Below are 25,207 nucleotides of genomic sequence, written 5' to 3' on the forward strand. Positions count from 1 at the left end.
TCCACCTTAGCTCTTTTTATAGGGCGTGAATTGCGGCCGCAGCTTGATCTCTGACGGGCAGCTGGTTTGCGGCATATCCAGCACATAGAACATGGTGCGGGCAATATCGTCAGGTTGCACCATTTTCGTCCGGTCCAGCCGCGCGCTGTTCACGAATTTTGTGTTCACAAAGCCGGGGCGGATCAGACACACTTTGGTGCCATATTCGCGCACATCTTCAAACAGGCGCTCGCAATATCCCGCCAGCGCCTGCTTGCTGGCCACCTGTATGGCGGGCCCGGCATAACCGAGTGAGCCAATGCAGATCACGGCCCCATGGCCCGACTTGTTGATCGCGGGCAACGCGGTGCGGGATATATGCACAAAGGCCCGAAAATTGGTGTCGAGCGCGTGGTCCCACGCGGCCAGATCAGCTTCGTCTGCCGTTCCCCCGGCATAAGTGCCGGCGCAATGCACCATCAGTTCAAGCTGGTCGAGTTTGGCGATCTCAGCTTCGATTTTGTCAGGCAGTGAGCTGGTGTCGCTAATGTCTATCGCGGCGGTGAAAGCGGTGCCGCCAACGGCTGCGCAGCGGTCCGCTAGATCCGCCAGCGCCTTCCCATCGCGCCCCACCAGCACCAACTGATAATGCCGTTCGGCCAGGGCCAAGGCAATCGCCTGACCCATGCCACCAGTGGCGCCCACCACCAACGCGCCTTTTGCCGGTTTGTTTGCCGTCATGGTCCACCTCCCTTTGCTTTTGCTTACAGTATATGTTTGTTCTTGCGTGATGGGAAATCGACAAAGGTGAGCCTTGTGCGTATCAACGACCAGATCACAATTGAAGAGTGGGAGCTGTCTGAGCAGTTCACCCGGGCCAGTGGGCCGGGCGGGCAGAATGTGAACAAGGTCAGCACGGCGGTGGAATTGCGGTTTGAGGCAGAGCGGTCGCCAAATTTGCCTGATCCAGTTAAGCGGCGGTTGAAGCGGCTGGCCGGGCGGCGCTGGACGCAGGAGGGCGCGGTGGTGATCTTCGTGCAGGAGACACGATCGCAGGCCCGCAATCGCGAGATTGCTCGTGAACGTTTGGCCGCCTTGATCCAGAAAGCGACTGAAAAACCAAAACGTCGCGTGCCCACACGGCCCACACGTGCTTCTGTGCGGCGACGGATCGAGACCAAAAAGGCCCGCGGTGAGGTCAAAAAACTGCGCGGTAAGGTGGAAGAGTAGTCTGCTTTGTAACGGTCAAAGGTTTGGTGCCGATCATCTAAAGAAAATTAAGAAATGATCCCTATGATTATAAGACAATAATCGTAGCAGGACCGATCATGCTCACTAAATTCATGCGGCATAAAATATTTGAGCCCGTTTTACTATTTGGTGCGGCAGCACTTCTTTTTTATGTCGGCGCTCAAATTGAAGCATTTGAATTGCTGACGGAATTTATGGAGTCGCATGAAGATTGGCAGTTGGATGAAATATTTCTGGCTGTCGTGCTTCTGGGCAGTGCCGGTTATATCTATGCTTTTCGTCGACAGATCGAAAAGCAAAAGGAGATCCAGAAACGACTTTCGGTGGAAAGCGATCTTGACTGGCTTTCAAAGCACGATCATTTGACGAAACTGCCCAACCGTCACTATCTGGCGGAGTTCGTAAAGCGCATTGGCGCTGACGTGGCGGAACGTCAGGACATTGAGTTTGGCGTGATTGCGCTGGATCTGGATGGCTTCAAAAAGGCAAATGACTTGATGGGGCACGCGGCCGGCGACGCGCTACTGCAGGAAGTGGCGCGCCGGATACAGTCGCAGTCCGCAGTAAAGCTGGTGTTTCGGCTGGGCGGGGATGAGTTTCTTGCCATTACCGACCTGAAAAATTCGCCAGACACAAAGGAAGTTGCGCGCGATCTGCAAACCGCTTTGCTGGAGCCCTATGTTATTGATGAAGCTGTTAGTCGGATTGGCGTCAGTATCGGCATCAGCGAATTTCCCGCGGACGCAGCATCACTTCAAGAGGTCATACATTGCTCGGATTTGGCGATGTATTATGCCAAGCGGAGTGGCGGCAACGATATTGTTGAGTTTGAACCCTCGATGGTTGAGTTGCATCATCAGCGCACGCAGCTTGAGCAAGATTTAATTCAAGCGATAGCCGACAACCAGATCAAGCCGCATTATCAGCCGCTTGTGGACCTGACGAAAGAAGAAATTCGGGGCTTTGAGGTTTTGGCCCGTTGGACGCATCCGGTGCAAGGCAATATTCCGCCAGACATGTTTATTAAGGTGGCTGAGGAAATCGGCGTTATTACCGAGCTTTCTGACTCAATCTTTCGGCAAGCGTGCCAAGATGCATTGGATTGGCCGCAGCATATGATCCTGTCGTTCAATCTGTCACCTTTGCAGCTTTCGGATCAATTGATCAGCCAACGGTTGATCGACATACTTGCAGAAACGGGGTTTCCGCCGAGCCGTTTGGTGGTGGAGATCACCGAGAGTGCGCTCGTTCATGATTTTGATGCAGCTTCGCTCGCCTTGGGCAAGCTGCGTGAGGCAGGCATTCAGGTGGCTTTGGATGATTTTGGTACCGGGTATTCGAACCTGTCGCAACTCTCCAAATTGCAATTTGACAGCATCAAAATTGACCGCAGCTTGATCAGTAATTTCACCCGCGATGAAAAACAAATCGGAATTGTACGTACGATTTTGGCGCTCAGCGAAGGGCTTGGCATGTATGCCACCGCTGAAGGGATTGAAGATGAGGACCAGTTGGCGACTCTTCGAGAACTTGGCTGCGAATGTGGTCAGGGCTTTTTTCTGGGGCGTCCCATTGGTGCAGAAGCGACCCATGAATTGCTGAAAACGATTGAGCAAGTCGGTTCCAAAAAGGCGATCGCGACGCTCACCTGACCTTCAAAATGGTGGATTGCAGCGCAACAGCCGAACATGTTCAAACTGCTGAATCTCTTAGACCTGCACAAAGGGCCGATTGTCGAGAATATGCACCTTGGCGGCGGTGCCATAGATGCGTTGCAAGAAGGCGCTGGTGACCACATCTAGCGGCGTGCCCTGCTGGTCGATCTTTCCCTCAGCAAGGGCCACCACATTGTCGGCATAGGCGCTGGCATAATTGATGTCGTGCAACACGATCACGATGGTGCGGCCATGATGTTCGCACAAATCGCGCAGCACCCGCATCAGGGAGCGGGAGGCGGCGATATCCATATTGTTCAGCGGCTCATCCAGCAGCATATAATCGGTGTCCTGCGCATAGGTCATGGCCACATAGGCGCGTTGGCGCTGGCCACCGGAAAGCGTGTCCAATTGGCGGTCGGCGAGGTCTGTCAGATCGAGCACTTTCAGCGCTTCCGCCACCTTGTCCCAATCCGCCGCCTGCATCCGGCCTTTGGCATGGGGATAGCGGCCAAAGCTCACCAGTTCGCGCACGGTCAGGCGCGGTTCCATATGAATGGATTGCGGCAGAATGGACAGTTTTTTGGCCAGCGCATCATTGGGCGTTTCGCCCACGCTCATATTGTCGATCAGGATCTGGCCTTTTTGCAGCTTCATAAGCCGGGCGATCAGCGACAAGAGGGTCGATTTACCTGCGCCATTGGCGCCCACCAGCGCCGTCACTTTCCCCTTGGGAATCGTCAAGCTCAACTCATTCAGAATGGTTTGCTGGCCCAGTTGATGGGTGAGGTTCTGCACTGAAATCATTTTTTCAACCTTTGCAATAAAAGCAGCAAAAAGACGAGGCCGCCAACAAAATCAATGACGACGGCGAGCGGGGTGCTCATCTGCAGCACCCGTTCCATAAGGGTTTGCCCGCCCACCAGAATAAGGCAGGAGATCAGGGCAGAGCTGAGCAACAGCGTGGAATGGTAAGGGCTTGGCGTAACCAGATGGGCGATGGAGACCACAAGCAACCCTAAAAATGCAACCGGCCCAACAAGGGCAGTGGAGACGGACACCAGAATGGCGATCACCGCCAGCGCCAGCAATTGCACGGCCCGCACATTTTCCCCCAGATTGATCGCCACATCATAGCCGAGGGAAATCACATCCAGCCGGTGGCGGATGGTCCAGACAAAGGCCAGGCAGGCGATGATAATCGCGACGCCGATATAGAGCAGCTCCATATCGAAGCTGTTGAAGCTGGCATAGGAGGCGATCTGGATATGGGCATATTCATTCGGGTCGATCATGCGGGTGGCAAAGCTGGTGAGCGAGCGGAACAGGGTGCCCAAAATCACCCCGGTCAAAATCATCCGCGTCAGGTCGCGCCCATGTTCAAAAATCAGCGTGCCGAACAGCAGGAATGAAGCGAGCAATAACAGTAATGTGTTCATGGCGAACAGGCCATAGGGACCGAGCGACAGCATGCCCTGACCGCCGACAAAGAACACCATCATGGTGATGATCAGCACATAAAGCGCGTCAAAGCCCATGATGGAGGGGGTGAGGATGCGGTTTTGCGCGATGGTTTGAAACAGCAGGGTGGAGGTGGAAACGGCCACACCCACGGCGATAATCGCCAACAGTTTGGCCCCGCGGAACGCGAGCACAAAGTCCCAATTGCCGCGCGAGCCGATGGTCATATAGGCGATCATGGCGAGGGCAAGCAACAGGGCCAAAAGCGAAAGGCGTTTAACGGGCATGGCGTCCCCGCCCATAGAGAATCCACAAAAAGATCAGCGCCCCGACCACGCCCATGATGGTGCCCACCGGGATTTCAAACGGGTATCGCACCAACCGCCCGATAATATCGCAGACCAGTACCAGGCTGGCGCCGAAAAAAGCGGTGATGGGCAGGGTGCGCCGGGCATTGTCGCCATAAAGACGCGAGACAATATTGGGGATCACCAGCCCGACAAAGGGGATCATGCCGACGGTTACCACGGTCAATGCCGTGACGATAGAAATGGTGATCAGCCCCAGCACCACCACTTGATTATAGTTCAGCCCGAGGCTGATGGCCGTGGTGCGGCCCATGCCGACAATGGCAAATTGATCGGCGATCAGATAAGCGAGCAGGGCGACGATGGCGGCGACCCATAAGGTTTCATAGCGCCCCTGCAACACGCCGGAAAACTCGCCTGTGGTCCAGATTTCAATATATTGCAGCAGGTCCGCCTGATAGGCGACAAAGGTGACGCCCGCGCCGATAATACCGCCATAGATCAACCCGACCAGCGCAATGTAAAGTGGTTTGCTGGCGGGCAGTCGGGTTACAATCAGCATCAGGCCGATGCTTGAAACCAGCGCCGTGGCGGCGGCGATGGAGATTTGTGCGATCAGCGGTGTGGTGGGAAAATAAAGAATGGCGATCAGAATGCCCAGCATCGCGCCCTGGCCTGTTCCCGCGGTCATGGGTTCCACAAAGCGGTTGCGCACCAGAAGTTGCATGATGGTGCCGCACACCGCCAAGGCGCTGCCGGTGATCAACACGGCCAAAGTGCGGGGCAGGCGGCTGATCATCAGCAGCTCCAGTTCCGCCGGGTTCAGCAGCCGCTGCGGGTCAAGGTCGATCACCCCGACAAACAGCGAAAGGGTGGCGACGCCCAATAGCACCAAAAGGGCCATGAGTATGGTCGCCCCCCGTTTCATTTGGCTTACTCGCCTTTAAAGGTGGCTTGGATATCGTCCAGAATGATGTTCATGGACTGGATGCCGCCACCCGCAATGTAAAGCGGCGCGGAAGAAAGATAGACCACCTGGCCGTTTTTCCAGGCATTGGTTTCATGCACCAGCGGGTTGTCCAATGTGGCTTTGGCGCTCTCGCCATCCTGCCCAATCGCGGCCAAACGGTCGATCACGATCAAAATGTCCGGGTTGGTGTCTTTGATAAATTCAAAGCTGGCCGCCTCACCATGAGTGGATTGTTCCACATCCTTGGCGGCTTCTTCCAGATCGAGATTGGTGTGCAACCAGCCAAAACGACCACTCGCGCCATAGGCGGACACTTTTGGGCCATTGGTCATCAGGATCAAGGCTTTGCCCTTGCCGTCGAGTAGAGATTTGGTCTCGTCCAGTTTGGCGTTGAAGGCTTCAGCCAGTTCAGCGGCTTTGTCCTGCTTGTCGAAAATCTCGCCATAAGCGGCCAAACGGTCAAGCCCTTGGCCCACCGTATCTTCCCATATGGTCATATCGATGGTGGGGGCGATGTTTGCAAAGGCGTCCACGTGGGTGGAGGAGCGGCCACCGGCAATCACCAGATCCACATCAAGCGCTGCCAGCGCTTCAAAGTCTGGCTCAAAGAAAGACCCGACGAGCTCCGCGCCTTCAACCGCGCCGTCCAAATAGGACACATAGTGTGGGGACAACACGCCATCGGCTTTCACGCCAAGGGCGTTCAGCGTGTCGAGGGCCGACACATCATAGACAGCGATCTTTGCGGGGTTGGCGGGGATTTCGACGTCGCCTTTATACGTTTCAACGGTCACAGTTTCGGCGAATGCAGGCGTTGCCAAAAGGGAGGCGGCAACAAGAAAAGAGCGTAGCATTTGTTTTCTCCAGAACGGATAAGTGGGTGGTGCGACCTTTAAGTGGAGCGGATAACTCATATTAAAACAGGAGTCCATATTTAATATGAGTTTTTAAATCCTGTTATATGAATTTTGTGCAGGCGAAGTTTCCGACTGTGGAAATAATTTTGAAATTAGGGCTTGAATCTCTAGTCACTTGAGGTCCTATCTTTATCAGCGACTCATCGGCGAACGAGATGGAAAAGCTATATGGACCGCGTCAAAAATGAAGTGTGCGAATGGACTGTAACCGGCATGGATTGCGGGTCTTGCGCCAATAAAATCAAAACGGCTTTAGATCGTTTGCCCGGCGTTGAAGAGGTTGATGTCGCGCTGATGAATGAACGGTTGCGCCTGACATTGGATGAAGCGCAAACGCCGCGCGGTGATATTGAGAAAACAATCCAAAAACTTGGTTTTGGTGTGCAAGCGGCCGATGTCGACGACGGTCATAATGATTTAGATGCAGGCGCTCGTTCCTCTGCGCCGCAACCGAAATGGTATCAGTCGCCCAAAGGCAAGCTGGTGGTTGGCACCGGCTTGTTGCTTGCTGCAGCATGGATCGTCAGTTTGACGACCGGGTCGGAAATTGGTCATTGGGCGTTTATTGTTGCCTGCGTGGTCGGACTGTTCCCGATTGCGCGGCGGGCGCTGACCATGGCGCAAAGTGGTCAGTTTTTCACCATTGAGATGTTGATGAGTATCGCCGCCACAGGCGCCTTGTTTATCAATGCGGCGGAAGAGGCGGCTTTGGTGGTCTTCTTATTTGCTGTTGGCGAGTTGTTGGAGGGTGTGGCTGCCAATCGGGCCCGCGAAGGCATCAAAGCCTTGGCGAATTTGGTGCCCAAAACGGCATTGTTGGAAACCGATAACGGACCGCAGCAAGTGCCTGCCGCCAATCTGCGGATCGGCCAGGTGGTGATTGTGCGCCCGGGTGATCGATTGCCTGCGGATGGCCAGATCGTAGAGGGTCATAGCGGCATTGATGAAAGCCCGGTCACCGGGGAAAGCGTGCCGCGCGCCAAAGGGCCGGGCGATGATGTGTTTGCCGGGGCCATCAACACTGAGTCGACTTTACGGGTGAAGGTCACCAAAGACCCGGAAGAAAATACCATCGCCCGCATTATTCAATTGGTGCAGGAGGCAGAAAGCGCCCGTGCGCCGACAGAGCGGTTTATTGATCGATTTTCACGCTATTATATGCCCGCCATTATTGGCGTTGCGGTGCTTGTGGTGCTGGTGCCGCCATTGGCCTTCGCGCAAGATTGGGGCACATGGATTTATCGTGGTCTGGCGCTGTTGTTGATCGGCTGCCCTTGTGCCCTCGTGATTTCGGTTCCAGCGTCCATTGCCTCGGCATTGGCCACAGGGGCAAAGCGCGGCTTGTTGATGAAGGGCGGCGCGGTGATTGAGGCCGCTGCGAAAGTCACGCGGGTGGCGTTTGATAAAACCGGCACGCTGACTCATGGCCGCCCGGAGGTCACCGACATTGTCAGTTTGGGCGCCAGCGAGGACGAATTGTTGCGCCTTGCTGCGGCGGTGGAACAAAGCTCAAGCCATCCGTTGGCGGAAGCAATTGTGAACCACGCCAAAGCGCAAGGCCTGGTCATTGCACGGTCCAGTCAGGAACAGGCTTTGGCAGGCAAGGGCGTGAAGGCGCAAGTGGAGGGCGCATTTGCCTTTGTCACCAGCCCCAAATTTGCTGCTGATGAAGGGGTGCTCTCCGCCGAGCAATTGGAAATGGCCGCGGAAATTGAAGCAGCGGGAAAAACTGTGGTTGCGGTTTACCGCGACGGCAAAGCACTGGGGCTGATTGGCCTGCGGGATGAACCCCGCGCCGATGCCCAAACGGCCATCGATCATCTCAAGCAATTGGGCATTACTTCGGTGATGCTCACAGGCGATAACCCGCGCACGGCTGCCGCCATTGCGGGTGATCTCGGCATGGACTATCGCGCAGAAATGCTGCCGCAAGACAAACTTGAGGAGATCAAGCGCCTCACCCAAAATGATCTGGTGATGATGGTGGGCGATGGCATCAATGATGCGCCCGCGCTCAAGCAAGCACATGTGGGTGTTGCCATGGGGTCCGGCACAGATGTGGCGTTGGAAACAGCAGATGGCGCGATCCTGCGGGACAGGGTGATCGATGTGCCGGGGAAAATTCGCCTTGCCCGCGCCACCATGGCCAATATCAAGCAAAATGTGACCATTGCGCTGGGGCTTAAAGCGGTGTTCTTGGTGACCACTATTTTCGGCTTTACGGGGCTTTGGATCGCCATTTTGGCTGATACTGGGGCCACGGTTTTGGTCACCCTCAATGCGTTGCGGTTGCTCGGCTATCGGCCCGAGCGCACCAAGTAATCTGGAGTAAGATTATGGGGCATCACCACCATCATCACGTGGACCCGAATGATGGGGACGCAAAGGTTTTGTGGGCCATTCTGGTCAATATGGGGTTGACCGTGGCCCAGATTGTTGGGGGCATTTTTGCGGGCAGTTTGGCGCTCATCGCCGATGCGCTGCATAATTTTTCCGATGCGATTTCGCTGATCATCGCCTTTTTGGCGCGCAAGATCGCCCGCCGCCCAGCCGATAAAAGCATGACGTTTGGTTATGGCCGGGCGGAAGTGGTGGCGGCGCTGATCAATTACACCACATTGATCGTGATTGGCCTTTATCTCGCCTATGAAGCGGTGATGCGGTTTTTTGATCCGCAGCCGGTGGATGGCTGGTTGATTGTGATCATTGCCGGCATCGCGCTGGTGGTGGATGTCATCACCGCCTTGCTCACTTTTGCCCTGTCAAAAACCAGCGTCAATATTCGCGCCGCCTTCCTGCACAATGTGGCCGACGCGCTTGGCTCGGTCGCGGTGATCTTTGCAGGCACACTGATCCTTTTATATGACTGGCGGTTGATTGACCCGGCGGTGACGCTTTTGATTGCGGGCTATATTTTGTGGCAGAGCTTTGCCGAAATTGGCGGCGTGATCCGCATTTTGATGCTGGGCGCACCGGAGGAGGTTGATCTTGATGCCGTGATTGAACTGATGCGCAACGCGGACGGGGTCCGTGACGTGCATCATGTGCATTTCTGGCGGATGCAGGAACATCAAAGCGCGTTAAGCGCGCATTTGGTGCTGGATATCAATGATGTGGAGGCCGCCGGTTGGGTGCGCGATGCCCTCAAAAAACAACTTCACGATCAATTCGATATCGTTCATGTCACGCTGGAAATCGAAGCCCACAACGAACCCTGCACCGATCCGCAATTGATCGGGCATCAGGACGCGGGGGCGTAAATTGCCCCGCTATCCCGTTCCAAATTGCGCGAAGTGCAACTCCGCATAGGCACCCCGTTTCGCCAATAGCTCTTCGTGGCTGCCTTGCTCAACGATCTGGTTATTGCTGACCACCATGATCCGGTCCGCATTGCGGATGGTGGCCAAGCGGTGGGCAACCACCAGCGTGGTGCGGCCTTTCGATAGCTCATTCAGTGCATTTTGGATGGCAACTTCTGTGGCCGTGTCCAAGGCGGATGTGGCTTCGTCCAGCACCAAAATGGGTGGGTTTTTCAAAAAGATCCGCGCAATGGCCAGGCGTTGTTTTTGCCCGCCAGATAATTTCACGCCGCGTTCGCCCACAACGGTGTCTAAGCCTTCAGGCAAAGACAGCACATAGGTGTCGAGGGCAGCGCGGTTCAGCGCTACCATGATCTCGTCGTCGCTGGCGTCCAGTTTGCCATAGGCGATGTTTTCGCGAATGGTGCCGCCGAACAAAAATACGTCCTGCGCCACGATGCCGATTTGGGCGCGGAGCGATTTTTGCGTCACGTCGCGAATGTCGATGCCGTCAATGGTTATGGCGCCACCGTCCAGTTCATAAAAGCGCGGCAGCAGCGAGCAGAGAGTGGTTTTGCCTGCGCCGGACGGGCCAACAAAGGCGATGGTTTCACCAGCCTTGATGTTGAAAGACAGATCATTGAAAATCTTGTCGTCGCCATAGCCGAAGCGAATATTTTGGTAGGCGATGTCACCTTTTACGTGGCCCAGCTCTTTGGCATCGGGGCGGTCGGCGATGTCGGGGCGCGTGTCGATCAGTTCGGTAAAGCGGCGGAACCCGGCAATGCCTTTTGGGTAACTTTCCAGCACTGATGTGATCTTATCAATCGGGCGGAAGAACAGGTTCACCAGCAGCAAGAAGCTGACAAAACCGCCATAGCTCAATTCGCCAATGGTCACGAAATAGGTGCCCGCCAGCATGGTCAGCACGATGATAAAGCGCGTGTTGAAATAGGTGAGGGCGATGCTCGCTGTCATATAGCGATAGGCGCTCAGTTTGGTGCTGCGATAATTTTCGTTATTGTGCTCAAACAGCTTTTGCTCATGGTCCTCATTGGCAAAGGCTTTCACCACACGCACGCCGCCGACGCTTTCTGCGATGCGGGTGTTAAAGTCGCCCACTTGCCGAAACAGGGTGCGCATATTTTGCGTCATGCGGGTGCCATAATGGCCAATGGTCCACGTCATGATCGGCACCACAAACACGGAGATCAGCGCCAGTTTCCAATGCACCATAAACATCAGCGCAAAGGCGCCGACAAAGGTCATGATGGCGATAAACAAATCTTCCGGGCCGTGGTGGGCAATCTCGCCCACCTCCTCCAAATCTTTGGTGACGTTGGTGATCAGATTGCCGGTTTTATGATTGTCGAAATAGCTGAAGCTGAGCTTTTGGATATGGTCGAACGCTTGCCGCCGCATGTCCGTCTCGATGGAAATGCCCAAAGCGTGCCCCCAATAGTTCACCACGCCCATCAGCCCGGTATTGACGGAATAGATGAGCAGGAGCAGCGCCGCGGCGCCGAAAATCAGCGTCCAGTTTTGGCTGGGCAAGAGCTGATCTACAAACGCTTGGACAGCCACGGGGAAGCCCAGCTCCAACAGGCCCGCAAGCACTGCGCAGCCAAAATCGAGGAAAAACAAACCCTTATAGGGCGCATAATAGCTAAAAAAACGACGTAACATTGTGCAAGGCCAAAGGCTGATATCGAACAGGATTGTGCTCAGGAGAGCCGCACAGAATTTCAGAAGCTCAGGATTTGGGCAAATGATTTGCGCGTGTCAGACGGGCCTGATCGCCACTTCTTGTCCCAGCGTGATCTAAATGCACCACAATTTGGGTTTGACATCTCTAATATTTCGATATATCTAGAAATATAGAAATATTAATTGAAATGGACAAAGACCATGACTGTTGAAATTGAACGCGCGGCGCAAGCCTTTTCGGCGATGGGGTCGGAACCCCGGTTGCAAGTGTTGCTCTGTTTGGTGCGTGCAGGCGATGCCGGGCTGTTGGTGGGTGATATTCAATCGCGCACGGGCATTCCCGCCTCTACGTTAAATCATCATCTTAAATTTATGGCGGCGGCAGGTCTGATTGATCAGGAAAAGCAGGGCCGTACCATCGTCAATCGCGCCAATTTCGACTTTTTGAGCCATGTGGGTAGCTTCATTGTTGATCAATGCTGCGCCGATGCGTGCCTTACCGAACCAAGTTTGGCTGCTGCTTCAAAGGAAAAAAGCAATGTCTGATATTTCAGCACGTCAGCCGGTCACCCCCGGCAACATCTTTAAGTTTTTCACGCAAGTGCCGATAATGATCGCGATCATTCTGGCGCTGGTGGCCGTGCTCGATTGGGCCAACTTCGGCCCCATCGTGCGGTTCGCCATTGAAGCCTTTTTGTCCACCTTGCCGTTTTTGATGGTGGCGGTTCTGCTGATTGGTTACCTCAAAGCCACAGGCGCTGAAGGCGTTATTGGCAAGGCCTTTGAGGGGCGTGAAGTACAAATGATTTTTATGGCCGCTTTGGTGGGCGGGTTGGCACCCTTTTGCTCTTGCCAGGTGATCCCCTTTATCGCTGGCTTGTTGACCGTGGGTGCCCCAATTTCGGCAGTTATGGCCTTTTGGCTGTCGTCCCCTTTGATTGACCCGCCCACCTTCGTCATCACTGGGTCTGTTCTGGGTTGGGAGTTTGCGATTTCCAAAGCCGTGTTTGCGATTTCGCTTGGGTTGCTCGGGGGCTTTGGCCTCAAATTTATCGGCAAGCGCGGCGCGTTGGCTGATCCGCTCAAGCCGAGCTATCGCAAATCAACTTGCGGCGCATCGAAGTTTTCCAGCACACCCAAATGGACGTTCTGGCAAGAGACGCCACGCGTGGATGTGTTCAAAACCGAAAGCCTGAATAACCTCAAATTTTTGGGCAAATGGTTGGCGTTCGCCTATGTGCTTGAAGCCTTGCTGGTCACTTATGTGCCGGCCTCTTTGGTGGCGCAATTTGTTGGTGGCGAGGGCATCTTGCCCATCGGTTTGGCCGCCCTTGTGGGCGCCCCTGCTTACCTCAACTCCTATGCCGCGGTGCCGCTGGTGAATGGCTTGCTGGATCAAGGCATGAGCGTTGGCGCGGCGATGAGCTTTATGATCGCTGGGTCTGTGAGCTCTATTCCGGCCATGACCGCGGTCTTTTCGCTGGTGAAAAAGCAGATTTTCGCTCTTTATCTGGGCCTTGGCATTGGCGGTGCGATCTTGTTCGGCACTATCTATCAGATGCTTGTGGGCGGTTAAGTTCGTCCCTCAACGAAAGTATATTTGGAGGCGGTGTAATTTTCTTTGCACTGCCTCCTTTTCAACGTTACTCCTATAGCAAAACAAATGCATCCAAGATTGCATAGCAATTTTGAGTATTGCGATATGCTAGGGAAGAGTTGAAATGTTTGTAAGCGTCTTCGACGTTTTTAAAGTCTCGATTGGCCCGTCTTCATCGCACACGATGGGACCCATGGTTGCCGCCAATCAGTTCTTGGAACATCTTATCAAAAACAAAGGCCGCTTTGATCGCGGTGATCATTGCCACATTGAATGCCAGTTGCAAGGTTCACTCGCGTTTACAGGTAAGGGCCACGCGACGGATCAGGCTGTGCTGTTTGGGCTATTGGGGTTTTCGCCAGAAACGTTCGATCGTGACGAGGCGGAAGACAAGCTGGAATTGTTGCGCATCGGCAAGATGATTGAACCTGTATCCGGTTTTAAGATCGGCCTTGAGGGCGACAACGCCATTGTCTTTGACTATGACAGCCAGGATTTGGCCCATCCGAACACGATGGTGTTGAGCCTGCGAGATGAGGCGGGCGAGGTGCGCTATAGTCAGACCTATTTGTCGATTGGTGGTGGCTTTGTCATGACCAAGGATGAATATGAATCCTCTGAGCAATTGCCCGTCACTGATGTCGTGTCCGTACCGTATCCATTTAAAAATGCCGATCAGATGCTGGAGATGGGCAAGAAGAGCGGCAAAAGCATTGTTGAAATGAAGCGTGCGAATGAACTGTCGCATATGAGCGAGACGGATCTTGAGATCGGGTTGAAAAAGCTCTGGGAAGTGATGGACAATTGCATTGATCGTGGTCTTGGTTCAGATGGTATTTTGCCCGGTGGATTGAAGGTGCGGCGGCGCGCAGCAGGGGTGAAACGCAAATTGCTGGATGAGCGCGGCACCAATTTGCAAATGCCACACGCCATCAATGATTGGATTTCGCTTTACGCCATGGCGGTGAATGAAGAAAACGCCGCGGGGGGGCAGGTTGTCACCTCGCCGACCAATGGGGCGGCGGGCGTATTTCCAGCAGTGATCAAATATTATGTGGATCATGTGCCCGGTGCGACGCAAAAGAAAGTCTTCGAGATGCTATTGGCGGGCGCGGCCATCGGCGGCTTGATCAAGCACAACGCCTCCATTTCGGGCGCAGAAGTTGGCTGTCAGGGTGAAGTGGGTTCTGCCTCCGCCATGGCGGCAGCGGCGCTTTGCGCCGTTTTGGGCGGTACCAATGAGCAGATCGAAAATGCCTCTGAGATTGCCTTGGAACATCATTTGGGCATGACCTGCGATCCAGTCAACGGGTTGGTGCAGGTGCCCTGTATCGAGCGTAATGGCCTCGGCGCCATTAAGGCAGTTGCCGCCGCGTCGCTGGCACTCAATGGCGACGGCGTGCATGTGATCTCGCTCGATGCGTGCATCAAAACCATGTACGAGACAGGCAAAGATATGGACAACCGCTATAAGGAAACGTCCCTTGGCGGCCTCTCCGTAAACTATACGGCGTGTTAAAATGAAGGGAAAAGCGCACTGTGGACCATTTGGATTTGGACGATGTTTTAGCCGACTTTGTTGAGCTTGAAGGCGGTCGCGCCGATTTACGCGATGATCGCATTCAGGCCAAATGGCAAGTTGAGTTGAAACCGTTCTGTTTATCCAAATATCCCGTCACACAAGCGCTTTACCATCAGGTCACCGGTCATAACCCGGCGCGCTTCACAGGTGAAAGTCACCCGGTGGAGCACGTGTCCTGGTATGACGCGGTGCAGTTCTGCAATCAGATATCTGCCCATTTCGATGTGCGCCCTGTTTATCAGATGGGCGAAAGCAAGGATCATGTAACCGAGGATCTTTCGGCCGACGGGTTTCGCTTGCCCCATGATGCAGAATGGCAGTTTGCCGCATTAGGCGGGCAGTCATCGCCGCTCTATGGCGAGATTGATGAGATCGCGTGGTTCAAGGAGAATTCAGGTGGCACGACCCATGAGGTGGGGCGGAAGGCGCCTAACGCCTATGGCTTATACGATATGCTGGGCAATGTCTGGGAATGGTGTTTCGACGTGTACGACGCCGAAGTCTATGGCAGCTATCGCATTTTTCGTGGCGGCGGCTGGAACGATCCGGAGCGCGGATGCCTGGCGACAAACCGTCGGCGCAGCCATCCCACTTATGCCATTGATGATCTCGGGTTTCGCTTGGCGCGGACGCGGCGTTAGCTGTTGCTCGTGCTGTGACATCTTGCATCGGCCGCATCAATCTGGCGTTGATAATATTCAACTGTCTTGATGGGATCCTGCTGCATAGCCTTTGCAAAAGAGTCCGGCGCCTCGGTCTGGGCGTCATGTTCGGTCGACCAGACCATAATGTTTAAAAAAGCGGGCAGGAGGGCGCGGGCCTTTGCCGTGGGCAGGTAAAAGACCTTGCTTTTTTTCTGGGCGTCCACATGCCGGGTCAACATGCCCGTTTGTTCCAGATGGGCGAGGCGGTTGGCCAGAATGTTGGTGGAGATTTTTTCTTCAGACGTCAGGAACTCGCCATAATAGCGTTTGCCGTGCAGCAAAATATCCCGCAGCAGAATAAAGCACCATTTGTCACCGAAGATGCCCGCAGCATAGCGCACCGGGCAACCTGCCCAGTCTGTTTTGTTGTGGTTTTTCATTCCCCAAATATAGGCTGAAAAAAATCTCTTGCAAATTAAAAGTGAACTCCATAGATTTAACTTGCATTTTGCAAGTGAATTGGAGGAAATGATGTCTGTGCCATTTGTATGGTTTGATAATGTCGGGCCCAAAAGGGCCGAAACAACAGCCTTTTTGGCAAATTTATTTGGGTGGGTGGCCAAGGATATGGGGCCGGTCAGTATGTTGAGCCAGGGCGAGCAATCGCCCTTTGCTGGCACCACGGATGAGATGGCAGAAGTTCAGGGCTGGGTGCCTTATGTGGAGGTGCCAGTGCTGTCCGATGCCGTGCGTCGCGCAGGTGAATATGGCGCGGACATTCTGGCGGAGAATCTGCAAGGCCCTGCTGGTACGGCCAGTTTTATCCGCGATCCGGGTGGGGCGGTTCTCGCCCTTTGGCAGCGGGCTTAGGAGGCGATCGAGATGTTGAAACACTTAATCTCTGTTCTGGCGTTTGTGGTGGTCACCTTTGGCGTGCAGGGCCTGTCCCATTTTGCGATCAACAAGGCGCATTATGGAAAAATCGCCTTTATGCGGGCTGATCCCATTTTGCCGCTTGGCATCAGTGTGATGGTGGTGCAGGGCGTCATTATGTCCTTGGCGCTAAGCCTTTATAGCGCCCACCCAAGCCTTTTGGATGGGTTGCTTGTGTCTCTCACCTTTGGCGCTTTTCTCGGGCTTTATATTGCCCTTGTCGAGCCGTCTAAATATGCCGTGCCCTCTATCACCTCGTGGACATGGGTGGAAGCCAGCGCCAGCCTCGTGCAGTTCAGTCTATATGGCCTGATTTTGGGCCTGGTGCATCAAAGCCTGTCCTGAGCAAAGAGAAGCCCCGACATAGTGATGCCGGGGCCTTTTTATTAGTCGGCCATCAGATGGCTGCCATTGGGGTCATCAATCACCAATTTCCATGTGCCATCTGCTTGCTTGCGCAAAACAGATACGCTCAATCCGGTTTCCTTGATTTTCTCCCCGTCGGGGCCTGTGCCGATCATATTCCAAGGGGCGATGTGCAGGGCAATGTCGCCCGCCACATGCACGTCGTGGCCGCTATAGGTGAATTGCGGCTTGAATTCCGCCATCGCGGCAAACATGGCCCGCAATTGGGCGGCATCATTGATCGGCTTGCCTGGTTCAAACACCACGGCGGCGTTGGGCTCGTAGGATTGCATCACCCCGTCAATGTCGCCATTTTGAAAGGCGCTGGTCATTTGTTCAACGGCGGTGAGGGCTGCTTTTTGTGCGTTTGTCATGGTTGGTTCTCCTGCATTTGCATTAAGGGTTGAGGTCAAAATTAGGGCGAGCGAAGCCACCCGGGTGAAAACACGGTTCATCAAATTCTCCGATTTGGTTGAGTTGGTTGGGGGTTAGTGCTGCGGTTCCACCAGGCTCAAAATCTCACGTGCAAAGTCTTTTGGTGATTTGAGCGATCCGGTGGCATTTTGTAATTTGCTGGCCAAAAGTGCGTCCACGGTGGTTTGGGCATATTCTTTGGCCTCTGCGTAACTGGGCGCGTCGGCAAAGATCGGGTTGGGTTTGTGCGCAACGCAGCCTGTGGCCAAGGCATGCGGCAGTTTCTTGTTGCAGCGGCAGGGCGCTTTGGGATTGGCCAGCCCGCAAGATTGCGCGGTAAAGGCGACAATTTTGTCTCTAGCGCGTGACAATCGCTTGCGGAAGGTGGCGGGTTCGATCTCCAAAACTTCAGCTGCCTCTTTGTGCTCCAGCTCGAAAATGTCGCCCAACACATAGGCGGCGCGATGGTTCCGGTCGAGGCATAGGCCCATGGCCATTGTGCATTTGATGCGAAACTCATTGATCATGGTGTGGTCGTCTGGCGCGGCGTTCTGATCGTCCACCAGATCTTGCGTCAAATCGCTGGCAAACTGATTGAACGTCAACGCCGGGTCATTGGCCCGCACTTTTCGTGCGGTCAGCAAATAATTGGTGGCGATGCGATAGGCCCAGGTGTCAAATTTTGCCTCCCCGCGAAAAGTGGAGAGCTTGGTGACAATGCGAATAAGGATTTCCTGGGTGGCATCAAGCGCCTGATCTTCATCCGCCAACATGCGCAGGGCGAGCCGATGCACGCGGTCTTGGCAATGGCGCACCACATGATCCAGTGCCGCCGCATCGCCTTGCTGTGCGTTTTCAATATGTGTCGAAATCTCTTGCGTCATCTTGTTCGCCTCGCGTGTTGATGAAGAGTTAGACAGCAATTGGTGACCAAGTGTGACAGCTTTTTTAAAAAAAGTTGATGTGGCGTGATGGAAAAGCGCTTGACCTCAACTTGACTTGAAGTTGTAGATGAAAGGGCATGGCTCACTTTTTGAAGGAATAAGCTATGCCTTTTTCTCTGTCTTTGCCCTCCGTTTTGCGCGACCCGCGCGGCATCGCTCTGTTGTTGGCCGCCACGCTCACCACCATGGCCAATGCCACCATCAGCCCGGCGCTGGCCGGGTTGGAACTGCGCTTTGCCGATCATCCGCAGGTGGAACTGCTAACGCGGTTATTGGTGCCTGCGCCCTCCATCAGCGTGGTGCTGTTTGCGCCTTTTGTCGGCATATTGGCCGATCAAGTCGGGCGAAGGATGCTGCTATTGTCCGGCGTTATACTATTTGTGCTCAGTGGTTTGGCGGGCGTGATCCTGCCGGATTTGAACAGTATCTTCGTCTCCCGTCTGGTGATGGGCGTGGCTGTGGCGCTGATCATGACAGCGCAAACCGCCTTGATTGGCGACTATTTTGAAGGCGACCAACGCCAGCAATTGATGGGGCTGCAAATTTCCGCCCGCAATTTTGGCGGCTTTGTCGCGATCTTTTTGGCCGGGATGCTGGCGGCGATTGCGCCGGAATATGCCTTTTTGCTTTATGGGCTGGCTGCACTGTTTTTGCCACTGATGTGGCGGGTGATCGTCGATCCACCGCGCCTGAGCGCTGCGCAACGGGCTGCCGGTGCTAATGCCCGACCTGCGCCACAACCGGGCTGGCAATTAGTCTTGCTTGGCATGATCCTGTTGCAAATGCTGACCAGCCTGATCTTTTTTGTGATGCCCACCCAATTGCCCTTCTTTTTGAAAAGCCTGGGGCTGGACCCGGCACTGGCCACCGGCAATGTGCTCGGCGCGCTCACCATATCCGGCGGCATTGCGGCGCTGCTTTATGCCCGCCTGCACAAACGCATTGGCGCAGCGGGTACGCTTGGCCTCGGCTATGGCATTATGGCCGTAGGTTTTCTGGTGTTGATGGTGGCCGCCAATTTCTGGCTGGCCCTGATCGGCGCCATTCTGGTGGGCTGGGGCTTTGCATCGGTCATGCCTAATTTTGTCGCCATCGCCTTAAAAGTCACCCCCGCGCAACATCGCGGCCGCGCTGGCGGCCTGCTCACCATGTCGGTGTTTCTGGGACAGATCATCTCGCCCTTCGCCAGCATGGCTTTGATCACCCGCTATGGCTTTAACGGCCTTTATGGGGTGATCGCGGCCCTTTTGTTGGTCTTTGCCCTTTGCGGGGCGGGCCGGGCGTTAATGGTCAGGTACACAGCACCGCCTTTGGCCAGCTAGTCCTCACCTTCGTCGCAATGGGCGGAAGTCCTATTTGGACCGAAAGCAATCGCCCATTATGTCGATCACCCGCTGCACATCCCCCGCTTCAATCGCTTGGTCCAGTTCCGTCCTGCGTTTGGGGGAGATGGTGTGGTTGGGGTGCACGGTTTGGCGCATGACTTTTTTCTTGTCGATATAGTCGGGCGGGGTAAAGCGTGCGCGATAATAATATTCGATATCCGGGTGCAATTCGATGATGGGGCCGATGGCGTTGTAGCTGAGAAATTTGTTGGCGCGGCCCGGTTCATCCGTCTGGATATAGCCGAAAATTTCGCGGATTAGGGTGGCGATCTCTTCTTCTTTGGCGGATTCAGGGGGACGGGAAAATTTGCCACAGAAGAAGAAGTCAGTCTCTTCTGCATTTTTTGTGAGGTCCATAAGCTTTGAGACTTCGGCGAACAATATGCAGGTGCGTTCCACATCCAATGGCGTTCCCAGAACATGGTGCAGCCAGGCCTTTTTCCGGCTTTCGCTAGTGCCTGTGTCTGCAAATGAAGGATAGCGCTTCAGGTATATTTGAAATTGCAGGCGCTGCGCCTTGGCGCATTCGCGCTCACTTTCATCCCGTATGGCCGCAAAGATCGCATCATGTTCATCTTGGGTCAGTTCGTCGAAGAGCGGATGTGGATGAACCTTAAAGGACCAATCGAGGGCAAATGCTGGCGCTACGATAGCAAAGAAGGCCAATAGCAAAAAGGCACGCATAATTTTTCGCTCAAAAATGACTTAAATATGAGCGTATTCTACGTGAATTCCCATAGGCTGCAAGTTTGCGGGGGGCGGTGGTCCTAATCCAGATGGGTCCACGTATCCGCGCCGTCAAAATGGCGGATGCGGATGCTGTTGACCACGTCGAGATCGGCCATATTCAGATTGACGGCCATGCGGCCTTCGCCTGGGGTGGCCAGTTGCTGCCACAATATGGTCGTGCCGCATCTGTTGCAGGTGCGGAAATCCAACTCCTGATCCCCATGGGAATAGGAGATGCTGGTGCTGTCATCCAGCCCTTCAAGCTTGATGTTGCTGGCATCTGAATAGATCCACAAGGTGCCGAGGCGGCGGCAGATCGAGCAATTGCAGCGATTGGCATAGGGCGGCGTGTCGTTAAATTCATAAGAGATTTGGCCGCAATGGCAGGTGCCCTTAATCATGTCACGCTCCTAGATGCTACCGATGGTTTTCAGCTTGGCGCGCGGGTGCACTTCGTTCTGGCTCATCACCACAGTTTGTGGCCGGAAGCGCTCGATGATGGAGCGCACATGCGGGCGGATAGAGGGTGAGGTGATCAACACGGGCAGTTCGCCCACTTGCGCGGCTTCTTCAAAGGCCTGTTGCACGGCTTGGATAAATTCATGCAGCCGCGACGGCGCCATGGCGAGATGTCGCTCGCTGCCTTCGCCCACCATGGCGTCCGCGAAATCGCTTTCCCAATCATGGGACAGGGTGATGATGGGCAAATTACCATCAGGGCCAGAATTGGCGGCACACAATTGGCGGGATAGGCGGGTGCGGACATGTTCGGCCATTTGTTTGGCCGTTGCTGCGCTGCCGGCAACTTCGGCGACACCTTCAAGAATGGTGGGCAGATCGCGAATGGAAATACGCTCGCCCAGCAAGATTTGCAGCACGCGTTGAATGCCGGAAACGGAAATCAGGTTTGGCACAATATCGTCGACCAGCTTTTGCTGTTCGGACGGAAGATTGTTCAACAGTTCCTGCACATTTGCGTAGGACAGAAGGTCTGAGACATTGGACTTCAAAATCTCGGTCAAATGGGTGGAGATGACCGAGGCAGGGTCCACAATGGTATAGCCTTTGATCTCCGCCTCATCGCGCAGGCCACTGTCAATCCAGGTGGCCGGCAGTCCGAATGTGGGCTCGATGGTGTGGGTGCCGGGCATGTCGATTTGATTGCCCATCGGGTCCATCACCATATATTGGGAGGGGTAAACCTCGCCGCCGCCAGAATCCACTTCCTTGATGCGCACCACATATTGGTTCGGCTGCAATTGCATATTGTCGAGGATGCGCACGGAAGGCATCAAAATGCCCATATCTGTGGCCAGTTGGCGGCGCAGCGCTTTGATCTGTTCGGTCAAGCGGTCGGTGCCAGTCTCATCTTCCTTGACCATGGACAACAGGCCATAGCCCAGCTCAAGCTTCAGCTCGTCCATTTTCAACGCGTCAGTGATCGGCGGCTCTTTGGTTTTTGGATCGGCTTCCACGTCTTTGGCGGTTTGTTCAGCCAACTCGTCGGCGGCTTTCTTGTCAATCTTGCCGCGTGATCGATAGGCGAGATAGCCCATGCCGCCAGCCAGGGCCAAAAAGGGAATGGCGGGCATACCCGGCAAAATGGCCATAAGTGCCATTACACCGGCGGTCATGCCCAATGCACGGGGATAGCCGGAGAATTGTTCGCCCAAAGCTTGGTTGGCGCTGCCGGTCACACCGGCTTTGGAGACCAGCAAGCCTGCGGCGGTGGAAACGATCAGGGCCGGAATCTGCGAGACCAGCCCATCGCCCACGGTCAACAATGTATAATTATTGGCCGCTTCGTTGAGCGACAATTGTTGTTGCCCGACGCCGATAATGATCCCGGCAACGATATTGATGAAGGTGATCAAAAGCCCAGCGATGGCATCGCCACGCACGAATTTCGAGGCACCGTCCATGGCGCCGAAGAAAGAGCTTTCATCTTCAAGATTTTTCCGGCGGGTGCGGGCTTGGTTTTCGTCAATCAGGCCAGCAGACAGGTCGGCGTCAATCGCCATTTGCTTGCCGGGCATTGCGTCCAAGGTGAAGCGGGCAGCTACTTCCGCGATCCGGCCAGAACCTTTGGTGATCACGATGAAGTTCACAATGATCAGGATGGCAAAAACGATAATACCGATGACGAAGTTGCCCTGCATCACGAAGTTGCCGAAGGCCTCAATCACATTGCCCGCGGCGTCAGTACCCAAATGGCCATTGGCCAGGATCAGGCGGGTGGACGCCAGATTGAGCGCCAGTCGCATCATGGCGGCGATCAGCAACACGGTGGGAAAGGCGGAAAATTCGAGCGGTGTGCGGATAAACAAGGTTGTCATCATGATCAAAACAGAGAACACGATGGACACGGCCAGCAGCATATCGAGCATGATGGCTGGCATAGGCATGATCAGCACCACAAGGATGGAGATTACACCAATGGCGAGGGCAAAGTCACCCTGACGCACCAGCTCGATCATGCGGCCGATCGAAGGAAAGCCGCTTGTGCGTACTGGTTGCTCAGTTGTTTCGGTGGTTTGGCTGTCGCTCATTTACCGTTGTTGCCTTTGATTATGCTGCACTGCCGCGATTCTCGCCCGGCGCGGGGATCATTTCCCCATCTTGAGCATATTGGTTGAGCTTGTTGCGCAATGTTCGGATAGATATCCCCAGAATGTTGGAGGCGTGGGTGCGATTGCCCAAGCAATGGTCCAGCGTGTCGAGGATCAATTCTTTTTCCACATCCGCAACGGTGCGGCCCACCATTGCGCGCGCGGCGGTTTCAGCCGTTTGCGCAGCCTGTGCGGCCAAATTGTTGGCGGCGGCCGCATCAGCAAGGCCGGTGCCATCTGGCAAGCGAATGGCTTCTGCATCGATTTCATCTTCAGTGGCCAACAACACCGCGCGGTGCAGTGTGTTTTCCAACTCACGCACATTGCCCGGCCATGGCGCGCGCACCAATTCTTGGCGGGCGTCTTGGGAGAGGGGGCGTTCCTCCACGCCATTGGCTTGCGCGTATTTCTTGATGAAATGCTCGGCCAACACAGGAATGTCACCGGGGCGTTCGCGCAGGGCGGGGATTTTCAAATTCACCACATTCAGTCGGAACAGCAAATCTTCCCGGAAATGACCGTCTTTGACGCTCTGGGTCAAATCGCGGTTGGAGGTGGCCAAGATGCGGATATCGACGGGCACAGGCTTGTTGCCGCCCACGCGGTCAATCACCCGCTCTTGGATGGCGCGTAGCAATTTGGCTTGCAGCCGCACGTCCATTTCCGAGATTTCGTCCAGCAGCAATGTGCCGCCATTGGCTTCTTCGAATTTACCAATCCGGCGGCCAACGGCGCCAGTGAAGGCGCCTTTTTCGTGGCCGAACAGTTCAGATTCCAGCAAATTGTCCGGGATGGCGGCGCAGTTGATCGAAATGAATGGTTTGGCAGCGCGCTTGGAATGGGTGTGCACATATTTGGCAATCACTTCCTTGCCGGTGCCGCTTTCCCCCGTGATCAACACGCTCGCGTCAGAGGGTGCGATTTGGTCCGCCAGTTTGACCAGTTTGGCCATGGCTGGATCACGATGCACAAAATCAGAATTTTCGCGTGCGACGGCCTGAATGATGGCGGCGATCAGTTCCGCATCTGGCGGCAAGGGTATATATTCTTTTGCGCCAGCGCGAATGGCGTTTACGGCCGCCGCTGCATTAGTTTCTGTGCCACAGGCAACCACGGGAATGTGGATGCGTTCGGCCTCGAGCGCGGCCAACAGGCCCGGAATATCGGCCATAACATCGGCGAGCAACAGGTCTGCCCCGCGTCCGGCGCGCAGGCTGGCCAGCGCAACCTCGATGCTATCGGCGTGGGCGACTTTCGCGCCGCCTTCCATCGCCAGTTTGGTCGCTTCGCTTAATTGGCCTTCGAGTGCGCCAATAATCAGAAGTCGCATTTTATCACTCCTAATTCGCCTTGATGATTTCGGTCATGGTGATGCCGAGTTTGTTTTCCACAAGCACAATTTCACCACGCGCCACCAGGCGATCATTTACATAAATATCAATGGCCTCGCCCACTTGCCGATCTAGCTCGACAATGGTGCCCGCATCCATTTGCAGCAATTTGGCGACCGGCATGCGGGTGCGGCCCAACACAGCAGAAATGCGCACGGGCACATCAAAAACAGCTTCCAGATCGGAGGCGTTTTTCTCCACATTGCTTTCCTGCTGCGTATCGCTGGCGCCAGGTTGCATCTCTTCGAGTTGATCGGCCATATCTGCTAGAGAAGGGCCATCTTCATTTTCGATGGGATCGTCGGTATCGCTCATTATACTTCCTCTCCAATCAACATGTCCGCATCAGGCAAATCATGTGTTGCCTCTTGGTGCTGATCAGTTGCATTGGCAGTTTCGGGATGGGGGGCGCGGCCGGTTTTTGCCTGCACATATTGGGCCACCTTGCCCTCAATTTGTTCGGCTATGGTGGCGAATTCGCGCACCAATCCCCCGTCAGACCATTCGATCCGGCAATCGCCGGGGGGAATGTCGGGTTCGCCTAAAATGATTAAGCGGCCTTCAAAGCCAGAATTGGCGGCATGTTCTTCAGCAATCTCTTTGATGTGTGTGCTCAATTCTTCATTGCAGCGAATGGCGACATGGCCTGCCTTGCCCAAAGTTGACAGGCTGTCGGTCAACAGGGCTTTAATTTCTGTCTCGGGCTGTGCCGCCACCAAATGAGCGGCAAGTTTTTTACCCACAGTTGCCCCCATTTGGGCAGCGGTGGCCAAATGCTCGTTCTGGGCTTTGTCCATGGCCTGGCTAAAGGCCCCGGCTTGGTTGGCCAGGCTTTGGGTTGCGGCCACAATTTGTTGCAACGCCACTGTTTGCGCGCTTTGTTCGCCTTCGGCATAGCCCTGGGCGTGGCCTTCAGCACGGGCACGCTCTAGCATTTGATTGAGCTCTTTATCCTCAATCAATTGCGAGTCACGGGTGGCCTTTGAAAGGTCCAAATCAAAGTTGAATTTTGCGGGTTGGGCCATCA

General features: G+C 54.8%; 26 protein-coding genes. 11 read left to right on the forward strand and 15 right to left on the reverse strand.

Annotation, left to right across the window (positions count from 1 at the left end; genetic code table 11):
* Positions 1–6: 6 nt before the first annotated feature.
* Positions 7–720, reverse strand: a complete 714-nt coding sequence (locus MXMO3_RS04340) for an SDR family oxidoreductase (RefSeq protein ID WP_117395058.1) — start codon at positions 718–720, stop codon at positions 7–9.
* A 75-nt stretch (positions 721–795) separates the two neighbouring features.
* On the opposite strand from MXMO3_RS04340, the gene arfB reads away from it, so the two are divergent.
* Both arfB and MXMO3_RS04350 read left to right on the forward strand, forming a co-directional pair.
* Entirely contained in the window at positions 796–1,209 is a 414-nt protein-coding gene (gene arfB / locus MXMO3_RS04345) for an alternative ribosome rescue aminoacyl-tRNA hydrolase ArfB (protein ID WP_245985802.1), read from the forward strand.
* A gap of 98 nt (positions 1,210–1,307) precedes the next feature.
* Positions 1,308–2,882: a putative bifunctional diguanylate cyclase/phosphodiesterase gene (locus MXMO3_RS04350; protein ID WP_117395059.1), complete on the forward strand. Its 1,575-nt coding sequence runs from the start codon at positions 1,308–1,310 to the stop codon at positions 2,880–2,882.
* 57 nt (positions 2,883–2,939) lie between these two features.
* Here MXMO3_RS04350 and MXMO3_RS04355 read toward each other — a convergent pair whose 3' ends face one another.
* From MXMO3_RS04355 to MXMO3_RS04370, 4 genes are read right to left on the reverse strand one after another with little or no spacing between them, the layout of a single operon-like run.
* The gene (locus MXMO3_RS04355; protein ID WP_117395060.1) at positions 2,940–3,692 is read right to left on the reverse strand and encodes an iron ABC transporter ATP-binding protein; all 753 of its coding nucleotides are present in this window, start codon (positions 3,690–3,692) and stop codon (positions 2,940–2,942) included.
* A complete protein-coding gene (locus MXMO3_RS04360) occupies positions 3,689–4,633 on the reverse strand; it encodes an iron chelate uptake ABC transporter family permease subunit (RefSeq protein WP_205468075.1) in 945 nt (314 codons plus the stop codon). The genes MXMO3_RS04355 and MXMO3_RS04360 overlap by 4 nt, the downstream gene beginning before the upstream one ends.
* Positions 4,623–5,558 carry an ABC transporter permease gene (locus MXMO3_RS04365; protein ID WP_245985803.1) on the reverse strand — a complete coding sequence of 312 codons (936 nt, stop codon included), beginning with the start codon at positions 5,556–5,558 and terminating at the stop codon, positions 4,623–4,625. The genes MXMO3_RS04360 and MXMO3_RS04365 overlap by 11 nt, the downstream gene beginning before the upstream one ends.
* Positions 5,559–5,587: 29 nt before the next feature.
* Entirely contained in the window at positions 5,588–6,478 is an 891-nt protein-coding gene (locus MXMO3_RS04370) for a siderophore ABC transporter substrate-binding protein (protein ID WP_117395062.1), read from the reverse strand.
* Positions 6,479–6,709: 231 nt separating this feature from the next.
* Between MXMO3_RS04370 and MXMO3_RS04375 the strand changes: the two genes are divergently transcribed.
* Both MXMO3_RS04375 and MXMO3_RS04380 read left to right on the forward strand, forming a co-directional pair.
* On the forward strand, positions 6,710–8,863 hold the full coding sequence (locus tag MXMO3_RS04375; RefSeq protein ID WP_205468076.1) for a heavy metal translocating P-type ATPase: 2,154 nt from the start codon (positions 6,710–6,712) through the stop codon (positions 8,861–8,863).
* Positions 8,864–8,877: 14 nt separating this feature from the next.
* A complete protein-coding gene (locus MXMO3_RS04380) occupies positions 8,878–9,801 on the forward strand; it encodes a cation diffusion facilitator family transporter (RefSeq protein WP_117395063.1) in 924 nt (307 codons plus the stop codon).
* A gap of 9 nt (positions 9,802–9,810) precedes the next feature.
* Here MXMO3_RS04380 and MXMO3_RS04385 read toward each other — a convergent pair whose 3' ends face one another.
* On the reverse strand, positions 9,811–11,526 hold the full coding sequence (locus tag MXMO3_RS04385) for an ABC transporter ATP-binding protein (RefSeq protein WP_117395064.1): 1,716 nt from the start codon (positions 11,524–11,526) through the stop codon (positions 9,811–9,813).
* A gap of 222 nt (positions 11,527–11,748) precedes the next feature.
* Here MXMO3_RS04385 and MXMO3_RS04390 point away from each other — a divergent pair, with 222 nt between their 5' ends.
* From MXMO3_RS04390 to MXMO3_RS04405, 4 genes are all read left to right on the forward strand, one after another.
* Positions 11,749–12,093 (forward strand): ArsR/SmtB family transcription factor, encoded by a 345-nt coding sequence (locus MXMO3_RS04390; RefSeq protein WP_117395065.1) that lies wholly within the window; start codon positions 11,749–11,751, stop codon positions 12,091–12,093.
* On the forward strand, positions 12,086–13,123 hold the full coding sequence (locus tag MXMO3_RS04395) for a permease (protein ID WP_117395066.1): 1,038 nt from the start codon (positions 12,086–12,088) through the stop codon (positions 13,121–13,123). Before MXMO3_RS04390 ends, MXMO3_RS04395 begins: the two co-directional genes overlap by 8 nt.
* A gap of 145 nt (positions 13,124–13,268) precedes the next feature.
* Positions 13,269–14,663 (forward strand): L-serine ammonia-lyase, encoded by a 1,395-nt coding sequence (locus MXMO3_RS04400; RefSeq protein WP_117395067.1) that lies wholly within the window; start codon positions 13,269–13,271, stop codon positions 14,661–14,663.
* A 20-nt stretch (positions 14,664–14,683) separates the two neighbouring features.
* On the forward strand, positions 14,684–15,367 hold the full coding sequence (locus MXMO3_RS04405; protein ID WP_205468077.1) for a formylglycine-generating enzyme family protein: 684 nt from the start codon (positions 14,684–14,686) through the stop codon (positions 15,365–15,367).
* On the opposite strand, the gene MXMO3_RS04410 is transcribed toward MXMO3_RS04405, so the two are convergent.
* On the reverse strand, positions 15,364–15,810 hold the full coding sequence (locus tag MXMO3_RS04410) for a winged helix-turn-helix transcriptional regulator (RefSeq protein ID WP_027834901.1): 447 nt from the start codon (positions 15,808–15,810) through the stop codon (positions 15,364–15,366). The genes MXMO3_RS04405 and MXMO3_RS04410 overlap by 4 nt on opposite strands.
* A gap of 91 nt (positions 15,811–15,901) precedes the next feature.
* Here MXMO3_RS04410 and MXMO3_RS04415 point away from each other — a divergent pair, with 91 nt between their 5' ends.
* Together MXMO3_RS04415 and MXMO3_RS04420 are read left to right on the forward strand one after the other, a co-directional pair.
* Positions 15,902–16,240, forward strand: a complete 339-nt coding sequence (locus MXMO3_RS04415; protein WP_117395068.1) for a VOC family protein — start codon at positions 15,902–15,904, stop codon at positions 16,238–16,240.
* A gap of 12 nt (positions 16,241–16,252) precedes the next feature.
* Positions 16,253–16,648, forward strand: coding sequence for a hypothetical protein (locus MXMO3_RS04420; protein ID WP_117395069.1), 396 nt, complete (start codon positions 16,253–16,255; stop codon positions 16,646–16,648).
* Positions 16,649–16,689: 41 nt separating this feature from the next.
* Here the strand turns inward: MXMO3_RS04420 and MXMO3_RS04425 are convergent, their stop codons facing one another.
* Complete coding sequence (locus tag MXMO3_RS04425) at positions 16,690–17,082, reverse strand: YybH family protein (RefSeq protein WP_162889129.1); 393 nt, start codon at positions 17,080–17,082, stop codon at positions 16,690–16,692.
* A 114-nt stretch (positions 17,083–17,196) separates the two neighbouring features.
* On the reverse strand, positions 17,197–18,006 hold the full coding sequence (locus MXMO3_RS04430) for an RNA polymerase sigma factor (protein ID WP_117395071.1): 810 nt from the start codon (positions 18,004–18,006) through the stop codon (positions 17,197–17,199).
* Positions 18,007–18,170: 164 nt separating this feature from the next.
* Between MXMO3_RS04430 and MXMO3_RS04435 the strand changes: the two genes are divergently transcribed.
* Positions 18,171–19,388, forward strand: coding sequence for an MFS transporter (locus tag MXMO3_RS04435; protein ID WP_117395072.1), 1,218 nt, complete (start codon positions 18,171–18,173; stop codon positions 19,386–19,388).
* Between the two features lie 30 nt (positions 19,389–19,418).
* On the opposite strand, the gene MXMO3_RS04440 is transcribed toward MXMO3_RS04435, so the two are convergent.
* The 6 genes from MXMO3_RS04440 to MXMO3_RS04465 form a co-directional block, all read right to left on the reverse strand.
* Positions 19,419–20,135 carry a hypothetical protein gene (locus MXMO3_RS04440; RefSeq protein ID WP_117395073.1) on the reverse strand — a complete coding sequence of 239 codons (717 nt, stop codon included), beginning with the start codon at positions 20,133–20,135 and terminating at the stop codon, positions 19,419–19,421.
* 83 nt (positions 20,136–20,218) lie between these two features.
* Positions 20,219–20,581: a GFA family protein gene (locus MXMO3_RS04445; RefSeq protein ID WP_117395074.1), complete on the reverse strand. Its 363-nt coding sequence runs from the start codon at positions 20,579–20,581 to the stop codon at positions 20,219–20,221.
* A gap of 9 nt (positions 20,582–20,590) precedes the next feature.
* Complete coding sequence (flhA, locus tag MXMO3_RS04450; protein WP_205468078.1) at positions 20,591–22,729, reverse strand: flagellar biosynthesis protein FlhA; 2,139 nt, start codon at positions 22,727–22,729, stop codon at positions 20,591–20,593.
* A gap of 19 nt (positions 22,730–22,748) precedes the next feature.
* Positions 22,749–24,119 carry a sigma-54-dependent transcriptional regulator FlbD gene (gene flbD, locus MXMO3_RS04455; protein WP_027834893.1) on the reverse strand — a complete coding sequence of 457 codons (1,371 nt, stop codon included), beginning with the start codon at positions 24,117–24,119 and terminating at the stop codon, positions 22,749–22,751.
* 10 nt (positions 24,120–24,129) lie between these two features.
* Positions 24,130–24,495, reverse strand: coding sequence for a flagellar motor switch protein FliN (fliN, locus tag MXMO3_RS04460; RefSeq protein ID WP_027834892.1), 366 nt, complete (start codon positions 24,493–24,495; stop codon positions 24,130–24,132).
* Positions 24,495–25,205 (reverse strand): FliH/SctL family protein, encoded by a 711-nt coding sequence (locus MXMO3_RS04465; RefSeq protein ID WP_051213596.1) that lies wholly within the window; start codon positions 25,203–25,205, stop codon positions 24,495–24,497. Before MXMO3_RS04465 ends, fliN begins: the two co-directional genes overlap by 1 nt.
* Positions 25,206–25,207: the final 2 nt, after the last annotated feature.

The sequence above is a fragment of the Maritalea myrionectae genome, assembly GCF_003433515.1.
In the GTDB taxonomy this organism is placed as follows: Bacteria; Pseudomonadota; Alphaproteobacteria; order Rhizobiales; family Devosiaceae; genus Maritalea; species Maritalea myrionectae.